An 11,502-nucleotide genomic window follows, 5' to 3' on the forward strand; every position below is an offset into this window, starting at 1 on the left:
CTCGTCGTACGCGCGGTGGGCGCGGGCCCGGCGCGCGGCGTAGTCGCCCTCGGTGCCGGGGGTGTGGTTCTCGGCGCCCGCGGCCCACTGGTCGTTGGTGACCTCGTGGTCGTCCCAGGTGATGATCCAGGGGTACGCCGCGTGCAGGGCCTGCAGGTCGGGGTCGCGCTTGTACTGCGCGTGCCGCTGCCGGTAGTCGGCCAGTGCGACCATCTCGTGCGCCGGCTCGTGCGGCCGGATGTCGACGTCGTCGAACCCGTAGCCGTACTGGCCGGGGCCGTACTCGTAGAGGTAGTCCCCGAGGTGCAGGACCGCGTGCAGGTCGGTGCGCCTGGCCAGCGCCCGGTAGGCCGTGAACCAGCCGGCCTGCAGGTTGGCGCACGACACGACGCCGAAGCGGAGGTTGTCGGGCGTCGACTTCGGGTCGGGGGCGGTGCGGGTCCGGCCCACGGTGCTCTTGCCGTCGCGGAACCGGAACCGGTAGTAGTACCAGGTCTCGGGCTTCAGGTCCTTCACGTCGACCTTGACGGTGTGGTCGCGGCTGGGACCGGTCTCGACCTTGCCCCGGCGGACGACCTTGCGGAACCGCCGGTCCTTCGCGACCTCCCACCGCACCGTGACCTTCGGGCCCTGCCCCGAGCCGGGGACGGCCCGCTCGGTGGGGGTGACCCGGGTCCAGATGAGGACCGCCGTCGGCAGCGGGTCACCGGAGGCCACACCGTGCTGGAAGTAGGGAGAGCGCCGCTCGGTCCCGCCGGCGACCGCGTCGGGGCCGTCGGCCACGGCGAGCGCTCCGGCGCCGACCGCGCCGCCGGCCAGGACCGCCCGGCGCGGGACTGGCGGGGCAGGGGTCGTCTGGGTCGAGGTCACAGAGCATTCAACGACACGAGGGCGGGGGCGTGACGCCGCCGGAGCCAGGAGTCACCGAATGTTCACCCGGCGTACGTCGCCGCGTCCGGCCGGGACGCGGCACCGCCCCGGTGGGAGCTGGTCCCACCGGGGCGGTGCTGGGTTGGTGCGGGTGTGTCAGCGGACGGTCAGACCGCCTTGCCGACGACGGAGATCCGCTTGTTCTGGTCGACCGGCTTGCCCGAGCACGAGTAGACCGTGTTGTTGACGTAGCACTTCGCGAAGCGGGTGCTGGCGTTGACCAGCGTCACGTCCACGGCCGCGACCTTGCCGGCCTTGAACGCGCCCTGGAACGCGCCCTTGCCCTTGGCGTTGATCGCGACGTACTTGGTCTTGATCTTGCCGCTGACCAGGTAGGTCGTGACGACGGCGCGGGTGCCCTGGACCTTCGGGGCGCCGGAGATCGCGAACTTGATCTTCTTGGCCTTGCCCTTCGGGACGAACCGGTAGGCGGCGGCGGACAGGTGGTTGAGCTTGGCGTTGAACGCCTTCGCCTGACCCTTCTTGAGCTTCTTGGTGCCGTTGATCTTCGCCGCGGGGTAGGCGGCGGCGGTGTTGGTCGTGCCCTCCTGGTAGAAGAACGGCGCCCGCTGGTTGGCGGCGGAGAACAGTGCGAACTCCTTGTCGACCGACGTCTTGTAGGGCTTCTTCCTCAGGACCTGCGCCATCCCCTGGGTGAAGTACTTGTCCTTCTTGGCGCCCTTGGAGCTGTCCGCCGCCTCCCAGAACTGGCGGACGATCGTCGGCAGGCTGCCGGTCTCGCCCGGGAACTTCTCGGTGAGGTAGCGGAACCAGATCCAGACGCCGTAGTGGAACAGGCCGCCGAACTTGTCCATCGACCGCTTGCGGTCGGTGATGGGGCTGTCGAAGAGGTACTGGACGTTGTCGTCCACGTTGTCGTAGACCTCGTCCTCGACCCAGGCCGCGGTGGCCTCCATGGCCCAGCCGTCGTCGGCCGCGTCGTAGGCGAACTGGGTGGCGTGGAAGTACTCGTGCGCCATCGTCACCTGGAGGTTCTCCAGCGGCGTGTTGGTCGGGAAGCCCGCGTAGTCGTTGTCGACCACGCAGAACGCCGGGACGTCGAAACGGCCCGGGCCGGGCTGCTGCACGTCGTTGTCCACGGTGCAGTAGCCGTAGAGACCGCTCTGGAGCTGGTCGACGTAGATGTCGGTCTGGTCGGTGCCGCCCTTGCCGAAGTCGGGCTTGGGAAGGCGGTAGCCGGCCGCGGCGTAGGTCTGCGCCACCAGGGACGCCGAGGCGAGCACGTCGTTCTGGTTGAAGGACCCGGTCAGCTCGGCCGCGTTGTAGTGGACCCGGACGTTGCCGCTCTCCACGAAGCTGGGCTTCACCGGGCGGTCCGCGAGCCTGGCGTAGGCGGCACGGTCGGCGGCGGACAGGTTGTCGCGCTGCAGCCACAGGTCGCGGAGCGCCAGCGTGGCGTCCCCGTCCTTGCCGGCGAGCGCGGCCTGCGCCCGGTCGAGCGCTTGGGCGGCCTTCTTGGAGCTGGAGTCCGTGAGGGCCTTGCGGTCGGCGCCGTCGGCGGCCACCGCGGTGGGCGCTGCCAGGGTCGCGCCGACGAGCGCCACCAGGGTGACCATCGTGGCCGCCGCCCGGGAGAGAGCGGAGTGAGGCATGAGTTCTCCGATTCAGAGAGGGAAAGGGAACGCCGTGCGAACGGGTCCCCGTGACCGTCGGCGCGACGCGCCGACCTTACCCCGCGGCGGCGACGTAGACGCCCCTGTCGCCGAGGTGCAGCGACAGGTGCAGCGACAGGTGCAGCGAGCGGGAGGGGTCAGACCCGGCGCAGGACCGCGGTGACCTTGCCCAGGATCGTCGCGTGGGTGCCGTCGATCGGCTCGAACGCGTCGTTGTGGGGGAGCAGCCAGACCTGGCCGTCCTTGCGCTGGAAGGTCTTGACCGTCGCCTCGCCGTCGATCATCGCGGCCACGATCTCGCCGTTGGACGCCGTCTGCTCCCGGCGTACGACGACGTAGTCGCCGTCGCAGATGGCGGCGTCGATCATCGACTCACCGCTGACCTCGAGCATGAACAGCTCGCCGCCGCCGACCAGGTCGCGAGGCAGCGGGAAGACCTCAGTGAGGTTCTCCTCGGCGAGGATCGGGCCACCGGCCGCGATCCGGCCGAGCATCGGCACGTAGGTGGCCGGAGGCATCGTGTCGCCGATGCCGGTCTCGTCGACCGACGACTCCTCGGCCGCGGAGATCGACCGACGCGCGGCCATGACCTCGGGCAGGAACACCTCGAGCGCGCGCGGACGGTTGGGGTCGCGGCGCACGAACCCCTTCTCCTCGAGCACCTTGAGCTGGTGGGCGACGCTGGAGGAGCTGGTGAGCCCGACGGCCTCGCCGATCTCGCGCATGCTCGGCGGGTAGCCGACCCGTTCCATGGCGTCCTTGATGTGCGACAGGATCCGCTGCTGGCGAGGGGTCAGCCCCGTCGCGTCGGGCGGTCCGTCGGGGAGCTCGGAGACCTTGCCGCGGGTCGTGCGCGTGTTCGCCATGGGGGCCAGGCTAGAACGAACCCGGCCCCTTGTTCAAACATCTGTTCGAACCGCGCGTGTCGCTCAGCGGGCCAGCCCCGGCTTCATCGTCGGCACGTGCACCCCGGTCGACGCCGTGGTCACCGTCTCGTCCACGCGGGTCAGGACGATCTGGGCCTGTGCGAACGGTGTCGGGATCGTGAACGTGACGCCGCCGCTCGACTGGCAGGTCAGCGTGTAGGCGCGCGCCCTGGTGTCGAGCGGCCCGCCGCCGTTGACGTACCAGGCGTCGCCGCCCGCCGTCGCGCCGAGCGCTGCGACCTGGCCGCTCTCGAAGGCCGCCCCGCTGTCCAGCACGCAGCCGAAGAAGCTGGCAGCGCCGCTGAGCTGGGCGTTGACCGCGTAGTTCACCACGTACTGGCCCGCGGGCAGCCCCGGCAGGGCGAAGCGCATCGTGGTTCCCGTGGAGGTGCCCGTCAGGTTGTAGCGGTAGGCCTTGGTCTGCAGCGCGGAGCCGTCCAGCCCGTCGAGGAGGTCGGCGTTGAGCTTCTTGATCCTGGTGTCGTTGGAGACGGTGAACGGCGCCTTGCCCGGCTTGCTCTTGAGCTTCAGCGCCGGACCCTTGCCGGTCGTCTTGAGCTTGGTGGTCTTGTCGGACGAGTTGCTCTTGCCGAGCAGCAGCGGACCGCCGGTCGCGGCGTACGCCCCGAGATTCGCCGCGCCGGCCAGGAGGGCGGCGGCGAGCAGGACGGTGACGAGACGGCTGTGACGCTGGGGCATGGGACCTCCCGGGATCTGGACGTGGACGTGTCAGTCCACCGTCTCGGGCGGCCGGCCGCCATGGCCCGAACGGGCCATCGCCTGGTTCACTCGCGGCATGGCCACCACCTCGAGCTGTGTCGTCACGGGAGCCGCGCGCGGCATCGGCCGCGCCATCGCCGAGCAGATGGTCGCCCGGGGTCATCGGGTGGTCGTCACCGACGTCGACGGTGCGGGCGCCGCCCGGACGGCGTCCGAGATCGGCGCTGCCGAAGGTCTCGCCCAGGACGTCCGCGACCCAGCCTCGCACCGCGCGGTCGCCGAGGCCGCCGGTCGCCACGGACCGCTGACGGTGTGGTTCAACAACGCCGGCGTCGCCTTCGACCGGGACCTCGTCGAGCTGACCGACGAGCAGGTCCGCACCACCGTCGAGGTCAACCTGCTCGGTGTCATGTGGGGCACCCGGGCCGCGGTCGACGCGTTCGGCGCCGCGGGCGGCGACGTGGTCATCACGTCGTCGCTGTCGGCGCTCGGGCCGGTGCCCAACCTGTCGGCGTACGCCGCGACGAAGGCGGCCGTGCTGTCGCTCGCGACCTCGGTCAACCTCGAGACCCCGCGGGGGGTGCGGGTCCACGCCCTGTGCCCCGATGGCGTCAGCACCGCGATGGTCGAGGGGATGACCGGAGGCACGGCGGAGAAGCTGGTGCGGTCCGGGGGCCGGATGCTCACCACGGACGAGGTCGCCGCCGCCGCCGTCGCACTCGTCGGCAGCCGTCGGGTGGCCCGGACGATGCCCGGCTGGCGGGGCGCGGTGATGCGGATCGGCGGGCTGGTGCCCTCGCAGGCTGCGCCGGCGCTGAGGCTCCTGGAGCTCCAGGGGAGCCGCGCGGTCAAGCGTCGCCGAGCGCTACGAGAGTGACAGTCATCTTGACAGTCACTGTCGTCAAGGCCATGTTGGGCCGGTGCCCGCCTCCACCTCGCCGTCGGCGGTGCCGTTGCGAGAGCGGCAGCGCACCGCGCTCCGCGCCGACATCGAGCGGGCGGCGATCGGTCTGTTCGCCGAGCACGGCTTCGACCAGGTCACGACCGAGGCGATCGCCGAGGCCGTCGGGATCTCGCCCAGCACCTTCTTCCGCCACGTCCCCAACAAGGACCAGCTGCTGCTCGCCGCGACCGAGCGCGGACGGGCGCAGATCGTGGCCAGCCTCCGGGACAGCTCTCCCGACGACGAGGTCGCCGCATCCCTGGCGGCCGCGATCCTGACGCGGACCGCGCAGTTCGTCGACGACGTCGAAGGGGTCGAGGTGTGGCGACGTGCGATGGCGTCGGCACCCCCCGCGCTCCGCCGGGCGTCCCTGTTGAGCGTCGAGGACTGCGACGAGCTCATCGCCGCCGTGGCGGCGCGCCTCGGCCCGTCGTCCCCCGACCTGGCCGCCGGTGTGCTGGTGCGGTCCATGGTGGCCGCGGCGGAGTACGCCTACGAGTGGTGGCTCACCCATGACCGGTCCGAGCCCCTGCACGTGCTGACCGAGCGTGCGCTCGACCAGGTCTCCCGAGGCGTCGACCGGGGCGTCGCGCCGTGATCCTCGACGACTTCAGCGTCCGCGACCGCGTCGCGATCGTGACCGGCGCCGGCCAGGGCATCGGCCGGGCGACCGCCATCGGCCTGGCGGAGGCCGGAGCCGACGTGGTCGTCGCCGCCCGCACCGCGAGCGATCTCGACGAGGTCGTGGGCCGGATCGAGGCGACCGGTCGACGTGGGCTCGCCGTCACCACCGATGTCATGGAGACCCCGCAGCTCGAGCGACTGGTCGCCGAGACGCTCAGGACCTTCGGGCGGCTGGACATCCTGGTCAACAACGCGGGCGGCTCCGCACCCCAGGCGGCGATGACGACCACGGAGCACACCCTCCACCGCGCCCTGCACTTCAACGCGATCGCCCCGTTCGTCCTGACCCAGCTGGCCGCCCAGGCGATGGTCGACACCGCGGGCTCCGGTGCGGTCGTCAACATCTCGTCCCGGGCCGCCGACATGGTGCTCACCTCGTTCGTGGCCCACGGGGTGGGCAAGGCGGCCCTCAGCCACCTGACCAAGAACGTCGCCGCCGAGCTGGCGCCGTACGTCCGGGTCAACGCGATCGGGACCGGGGCGGTCGACACACGGGCGTTGGCGACGGTCATGGAAGACGAACGCATGCGCCGGCAGCTGGTGGAGCGGACCCCGATGGGCCGGCCCGGCTCGCCGGAGGACATCGCGCGGGCGGTGCTTTTCCTGGTCTCGCCGGCCTCGTCGTGGATCACCGGCACCGTGCTGAACGTGGACGGTGGCTCGACCGTGCCCGCCATCGAGATCCCGGCGCCGCCGCTGGCGGCGCGCTCCCGACCGGAAGGGTCGCCGTGACCAATCTGAACGAACGCGAGCAGCAGGCGCTCGACTCCTACCACGCGTACGTCGCCCAGCGGGAGCTGTGTGTCAGGGGCGCTGCTCCGTGGTCGACGATCGCCGACTGGTTCACCGCTGACGCCGTGTTCATCGATCCCGCGTGGGGCCGCGTCGTCGGCCGCGACAACATCGCGGCGTTCTTCGACATGTCCATGACGGGGCTGGACGGCTGGACGTTCCCCGAGGAGTGGACCCTCGTCGAGGGCGACCGGCTCGTCTCGTTCTGGTGGAACCGCCTGCCCGACGCCGCCGGTCAGGGCCCTCGTCAGGCACCCGCGTTCTCCATCCTCCACCACGCCGGCGACGGGCTCTTCGACTACGAGCTCGACGTCGTGAACATGACCGAGGTGATGGAGCTCGTTGCGAGCTCGGGATGGCGACCCGGCCCCGGCGCGACGTTCCCCACGGAGCCCCCGGACCGCGACGTCACACCGCCCAGGCTCACGACGCCCTGATCGAGGGGGGAGCGACACGCCGTTCGAACAAATGTTCGCGCGGTGCTTGATTCTGTTCGAACAGGTGCTCTACTCTCGTACATGTGTTCGATCGAACGTCTGATCGATCCCGAGGCTCAGCTCCGGTGACTGTCGGTGCCGACCTCTACACCTGGAACACACCCGACCACCCCTTCCCCTGGAGGTCACGATGAGCACCCTGACGATCGAGCCCGCATTCCGCCCCGTGGTGGCGATGCCGCGTCGGCGCAGCCACGTCCGGCTGACCCGCCGAGGTCGAGTGGTGGTCTTCGTGCTCTCGCTGGCCCTGGCCTTCGCGATCGGGATCATGGTCGCGGCCGGCTCGGTCGCCACCGGTGAGGCCGGCACGCCCGAGCCCACCCGGGTGGTGACCGTCGGCACCGGCGACACGCTCTGGGGGATCGCCTCCGGCCTCGCCGACGACGGCGACGTGCAGGCCATGATGACCAAGATCGAGCGCCTCAACGCCCTCGACTCCGGGATGCTCTCCGCCGGCCAGAAGCTGGTCGTCCCCGCCGGCTAGCGCCACCAAGACTTCGTCAGCCGCTTCGACCCCGGCTGGCGGGCCGGGGAAGAACAGGGGCGGAGCCGGGGGGCTCCGCCCCTGCGGCGTTCCTGGGAGGCGTTCCTGGGACCATCACCCCATGGCCGGTTACTCAGGCACCCCGCTCGGCAGGAAGATCGGGATCAAGGACGGGCACGTGGTCTTCCTCGACGGCGCCCCGGCCGCGCTCGAGCTGGAGACCGGCGGCGCCACGGTCGTCACCCGCCTCCCCGCCCGTGCCGACGTCACGCTGACCTTCCACACGACGTACGCCGCTCTCGCCCGGCGGCTGCCGACGCTGCTCGACCGCACCACGACCGCCGGCATGGTGTGGGTGTGCTGGCCCAAGAAGGCCGCACAGAAGGCCCAGGGCATCACGAGCGACCTGGACGAGAACAGGGTGCGCGACCTGGGGCTCGGGCTCGGCTGGGTCGACGTCAAGGTCGCGGCCGTCGACGACACCTGGTCGGCGCTGAAGCTCGTCCGGCGGCTCGCGGACCGCTAGTGCTTGTGCGGCTTCCGCTCCTCGAGGACGCCGAGCTTGCGCAGCAGGAGCGTGACGAGCATCAGCGACAGGAACAGGCAGACCACCGCGCCGAGCGACGCGACCGCCAGGAACCACCAGGCCTGGCTGTCGCCGCCACGCGCGGTGCGGCCGAAGTCGATGGCGGCCCACACCAGGAACCCCCATGCGCCGAGCGCTGCGACCGACGCCGCCGCGATCCCGGCGAGGCGTGGCTGGAACCCGCGTCGGCGGCGCGCGCCGCGGCGCGCACCCGCCCGTGTGGGTTCGACCCGGCCTGTCACCTCGACATTGTGGACGGCGGGACCCAGGGGCGACGGTCCGCCACGCGGCCTAGACGCTGATGACGACTCCGGCGATGGCGGCGTTCGCCAGGTTGGCCAGCCCGCCGGCGAGCAGGGCCCGCATGCCGAGCTCGGCGACCCAGCCGCGTCGCTCCGGGATGATGGTGCCGAGGGTGCCGATCTGGATGGCGATCGAGGCGAAGTTGGCGAAGCCCGCTAGCGCGAAGGTCACCACGGCGACCGTCACCGGCGACATCGAGTCGACGCTCGGCCCGAAGTCGGCGTAGGCGACGAACTCGTTGAGCACCGTCTTCTGGCCGATCCAGGAGCCGGCCTCGGTGGCCTCGGACCAGGGCACGCCGAGCAGCCACGCCAACGGCGCCAGGGCCCACCCGAGCAGCTGCTCGAAAGTGAGGTCGTCGCGGCCGAACCAGCCGCCGAACCACCCGAGGATGCCGTTGGCCATGGCGATCAGGGCGATGAAGGCGATCAGGAGAGCCCCGACGGTGACCGCGATCCGGCCACCGGCGATGGCACCCCGGCCGATGGCGTCGATGACGTTGCGCGACTCCTCGTCGTGGACCTGCCGGACGTCCAGCTCCCGGTCGCCGGCGTCGGCGACTCCCTCGGCGTCGTCGTCCGGGTCCGGCGGGGTGCTGTCGGGCCACATGACCTTCGCCATCAGCAGGGAGGCGGGAGCGTTCATGACGGTGGCGGCGAGCAGGTACTCCAGCGGTGCCCCCAGCAGCGAGTAGCCGACCAGCGTCGACCCGGCCGCGGCCGCGAAGCCGCAGCTCATGAGGGTGAACATCTGGCCCTTGCGGAGCGAGCGCAGGTAGGGCGCGATCATCAGCGGCGCCTCGCTCATGCCGAGGAAGATCACCGTGCTGCCGTAGAACGACTCGACCCGCCCGACGCCCAGGATCCGGGCGAGCGCGCCACCGATGAGGAACGTCGCCCACTGGACGACCCGGAGGTAGAACAGCAGCCCGATCAGCGCCCCGATGAAGACGATCACCGGTAGCACCGACAGGGCAATGATCGTCTCGCCCTCCTCGCCGACGCCGGTGAGCGGGCCGAACACGAAGACCGTCCCTTCCTCGGCGTACCCGATGAGGGACTGCACCCGGTCCGAGACCCACGAGAGCGCGTCCTCGCCGGGGCCCCACTTCAGCACCAGGATCGCGAACCCCACCTGCAGGCCGAGCGCCGCGCCCACCGTGCGCCACGAGATCCCGCGCCGGTGCTTGGACACGGCCACGGCAACGAGCAGCACGACGAGGAGGCCCAGGACTCCGCGGAAGTCGCCCATGGCGTGCCTGGTACCCGGGCCGGGGGTACCCATGTCAGGTGGAGGTGCTTCCCGACATCGTCGGCCCCGAGCCGGTCATCGTCTTCTGCGGGATGGCCGGGGCGGAGAGCAGCAAGACCCGCAACCACTACTACGCCTCGCCCGGCAACAGCTTCTGGGAGTCGATGCACCTCAGCGGCCTCACCCCCGAGCGGCTGCGCCCCCAGGACGACCATCGGGTCGTCGAGCTCGGGCTCGGACTGACCGACCTGGTCGGGCACTGGGACCACGAGACCAACCGAAGCTGGGTCGAGATCGACCTGCTGCTGGCGAACGTCGAGCGCTGGCGGCCGGCGTGGGTGGCCTTCACCGGCAAGGGCACGGCGGGGTACGCCGCCCGCGCGCTGGACCATCGGGGCGCCCGAGGCAAGCCGGGTCTCGGCGTGGCTGACTGGGACGTCGCGGGGGCCGAGGTCTTCGTCCTTCCGGGCACCAGCGGCGCCAACCAGCGCAAGGACTACGACGGGCGCCCGAACCGGCTCTCGTGGTGGCGCGACCTGGCCCAGATCACCGCGCCGGAACGGTCCGCCCGGCGACCCGACACGCCGGGTCCGGACCACCCGTAGGCACTCTGACCTGCGCAAACGCGCCGGGTGTGACCCAGATCAAAAATGACCTCGCCGAGGTCTTGCGCGCCATGGACCCAGCCGCGTACCGTCCTACTAGATGTAGTACTTACACCGGTGTAGTTATCCACATCTAGTCCCCAGGGCCAGGGTGGAAGCCCCACAGGTAGCCGGTTGTTCTACACAGGTAAACCCCCCTTATCCACAGCTCGGAGCACCCGGACGCCGGGTCTTTGAAGCGCGCCCCCACACATCCGCCAGCACATCCACCAGCCCGGGAGGAGGACCCATGCACTGCCCGTTCTGCCGCAACACCGACACCAAGGTCCTCGACTCGCGGGTCTCCGAGGACGGCGGCTCGATCCGCCGCCGCCGGGTGTGCGCCGAGTGCGAGCAGCGGTTCACCACCCTCGAGCTGATGCAGCTGACCGTGGTCAAGCGCTCCGGTGCCACCGAGGCGTTCAGCCGCGACAAGGCGATCGCCGGCGTCCGCAAGGCCTGCAAGGGCCGACCGCTCACCGAGGACGACCTCGAGTGCCTCGGCCAGCAGGTCGAGGACGCGCTGCGCAGCTCCGGCCAGGCCGAGTTCCCCTCCCACGAGATCGGGATGGCCATCCTGGCGCCGCTGCGCGAGCTCGACGAGGTCGCCTACCTGCGCTTCGCCGCGGTCTACAAGCAGTTCGAGACCGCCGAGGACTTCGAGATCGAGATCGCGGCACTCCGCGCCAACCGCGCCGAGCAGCTGCACGAGCTCGTCGGCGAGCTCGACACCCCTCAGCCCGCCAACACGGGCTGACCACAGACCGCCCGGTACGTCGTGGGGAAGCGGCGTACCGGGTGCAGACCCCAGTGACCCGACCTGTCCCTGCGCTGTCGGTGCCACCAGCAACACTGAAGAGCAGGGACCATCAAGGCCTCTCACGGGGGCGGGACCAGGGAGAATGCACATGACGGAGACGGTCAACGGCGGGGCGAAGACCACCTCGGGCGGCAACTCGGGCAAGGCCAAGCGCGGCGCCGGGCTGACGATGGAGCGCGTCTTCAGCACCGAAGGGGTCCACCCCTACGACGAGCTCAACTGGGAGCGCCGCGACGTCGTCCAGACCAACTGGAAGACCGGCGAGACCGTCTTCGAGCAGCGCGGCGT

General features: G+C 70.9%; 15 protein-coding genes. 9 read left to right on the forward strand and 6 right to left on the reverse strand.

Features of this window, described 5'->3' with window-relative positions; genetic code table 11:
- The 4 genes from JHD21_RS16145 to JHD21_RS16160 form a co-directional block, all read right to left on the reverse strand.
- Positions 1-870: alkaline phosphatase D family protein (locus JHD21_RS16145; RefSeq protein WP_292677280.1), on the reverse strand; the 870-nt coding region annotated here is incomplete at its 3' end.
- Positions 871-1,037: 167 nt separating this feature from the next.
- Positions 1,038-2,543, reverse strand: coding sequence for an MXAN_6640 family putative metalloprotease (locus JHD21_RS16150; protein ID WP_292677282.1), 1,506 nt, complete (start codon positions 2,541-2,543; stop codon positions 1,038-1,040).
- A gap of 158 nt (positions 2,544-2,701) precedes the next feature.
- A complete protein-coding gene (gene lexA, locus JHD21_RS16155; protein ID WP_292677284.1) occupies positions 2,702-3,430 on the reverse strand; it encodes a transcriptional repressor LexA in 729 nt (242 codons plus the stop codon).
- Positions 3,431-3,493: 63 nt separating this feature from the next.
- The gene (locus JHD21_RS16160; RefSeq protein WP_292677286.1) at positions 3,494-4,189 is read right to left on the reverse strand and encodes a hypothetical protein; all 696 of its coding nucleotides are present in this window, start codon (positions 4,187-4,189) and stop codon (positions 3,494-3,496) included.
- A gap of 97 nt (positions 4,190-4,286) precedes the next feature.
- Between JHD21_RS16160 and JHD21_RS16165 the strand changes: the two genes are divergently transcribed.
- The 6 genes from JHD21_RS16165 to JHD21_RS16190 all read left to right on the forward strand — a co-directional run bounded on the left by JHD21_RS16165 (position 4,287) and on the right by JHD21_RS16190 (position 8,136).
- Positions 4,287-5,087 (forward strand): SDR family oxidoreductase, encoded by an 801-nt coding sequence (locus JHD21_RS16165; RefSeq protein ID WP_292677288.1) that lies wholly within the window; start codon positions 4,287-4,289, stop codon positions 5,085-5,087.
- 43 nt (positions 5,088-5,130) lie between these two features.
- Positions 5,131-5,751 (forward strand): TetR family transcriptional regulator, encoded by a 621-nt coding sequence (locus JHD21_RS16170; RefSeq protein ID WP_292677290.1) that lies wholly within the window; start codon positions 5,131-5,133, stop codon positions 5,749-5,751.
- Positions 5,748-6,569 (forward strand): glucose 1-dehydrogenase, encoded by an 822-nt coding sequence (locus tag JHD21_RS16175; protein WP_292677292.1) that lies wholly within the window; start codon positions 5,748-5,750, stop codon positions 6,567-6,569. The genes JHD21_RS16170 and JHD21_RS16175 overlap by 4 nt, the downstream gene beginning before the upstream one ends.
- A complete protein-coding gene (locus JHD21_RS16180) occupies positions 6,566-7,066 on the forward strand; it encodes a nuclear transport factor 2 family protein (RefSeq protein ID WP_292677294.1) in 501 nt (166 codons plus the stop codon). Before JHD21_RS16175 ends, JHD21_RS16180 begins: the two co-directional genes overlap by 4 nt.
- A gap of 190 nt (positions 7,067-7,256) precedes the next feature.
- Positions 7,257-7,610: a LysM peptidoglycan-binding domain-containing protein gene (locus JHD21_RS16185; protein ID WP_292677296.1), complete on the forward strand. Its 354-nt coding sequence runs from the start codon at positions 7,257-7,259 to the stop codon at positions 7,608-7,610.
- A 121-nt stretch (positions 7,611-7,731) separates the two neighbouring features.
- Positions 7,732-8,136, forward strand: coding sequence for a DUF3052 domain-containing protein (locus JHD21_RS16190; RefSeq protein WP_292677297.1), 405 nt, complete (start codon positions 7,732-7,734; stop codon positions 8,134-8,136).
- Here JHD21_RS16190 and JHD21_RS16195 read toward each other — a convergent pair.
- Complete coding sequence (locus tag JHD21_RS16195; protein ID WP_292677299.1) at positions 8,133-8,438, reverse strand: hypothetical protein; 306 nt, start codon at positions 8,436-8,438, stop codon at positions 8,133-8,135. The genes JHD21_RS16190 and JHD21_RS16195 overlap by 4 nt on opposite strands.
- A 49-nt stretch (positions 8,439-8,487) precedes the next feature.
- Positions 8,488-9,750, reverse strand: coding sequence for a nucleoside transporter C-terminal domain-containing protein (locus JHD21_RS16200; protein ID WP_292677301.1), 1,263 nt, complete (start codon positions 9,748-9,750; stop codon positions 8,488-8,490).
- A 38-nt stretch (positions 9,751-9,788) separates the two neighbouring features.
- Between JHD21_RS16200 and JHD21_RS16205 the strand changes: the two genes are divergently transcribed.
- The 3 genes from JHD21_RS16205 to JHD21_RS16215 all read left to right on the forward strand — a co-directional run.
- Positions 9,789-10,355: a mismatch-specific DNA-glycosylase gene (locus tag JHD21_RS16205; RefSeq protein ID WP_292677303.1), complete on the forward strand. Its 567-nt coding sequence runs from the start codon at positions 9,789-9,791 to the stop codon at positions 10,353-10,355.
- Between the two features lie 289 nt (positions 10,356-10,644).
- Positions 10,645-11,151: a transcriptional regulator NrdR gene (gene nrdR, locus JHD21_RS16210; protein WP_292677305.1), complete on the forward strand. Its 507-nt coding sequence runs from the start codon at positions 10,645-10,647 to the stop codon at positions 11,149-11,151.
- A 151-nt stretch (positions 11,152-11,302) separates the two neighbouring features.
- The coding region (locus JHD21_RS16215; protein WP_292677307.1) for a hypothetical protein at positions 11,303-11,502 on the forward strand (200 nt) is incomplete at its 3' end.

Source organism: Nocardioides sp. (assembly GCF_016462705.1).
Lineage (GTDB): Bacteria > Actinomycetota > Actinomycetes > Propionibacteriales > Nocardioidaceae > Nocardioides.